The 327-nt window shown below is 27.5% G+C and carries 1 protein-coding gene; it reads left to right on the forward strand.

Translation table 11 applies throughout. The annotated features are described in order from the left end of the window. Nucleotides 1-17 precede the first annotated feature (17 nt). On the forward strand, nt 18-327 hold a 310-nt coding region (locus OEW74_RS19610), incomplete at its 3' end, for a hypothetical protein (RefSeq protein WP_265430082.1).

The raw sequence follows: 327 nt of genomic DNA on the forward strand, positions 1-327 counted from the left end.
AAAAATTACAAGATAATATGCCGAATCTAATAAAAAAGCTATTGTTTTTACTTGAAATTGGTAATCATCAATTTGATAGCATCCTTTGGAAAACCTGTCCGGAAAAAAGAAAAACGCTTGTAAATGATATTTTCAAATTTAAAGTTCCTATTGGAAAAAGTAAAAAAGAAATACGTGAACTTTTTGGATATGAGCCAAATATCTTTTATACTTCCATGACATGGTCTTATCCTGTAGAATCAGATAAATTTGGAAATACCCTTACATCATTATCATTATACTTTAAAGACGAAATTGTAACAAGTATTAAGATTGAAAATAAGGGAG

It is taken from the genome of Chryseobacterium sp. YIM B08800 (assembly GCF_026163565.1).
Classification (GTDB): Bacteria; Bacteroidota; Bacteroidia; order Flavobacteriales; family Weeksellaceae; genus Chryseobacterium.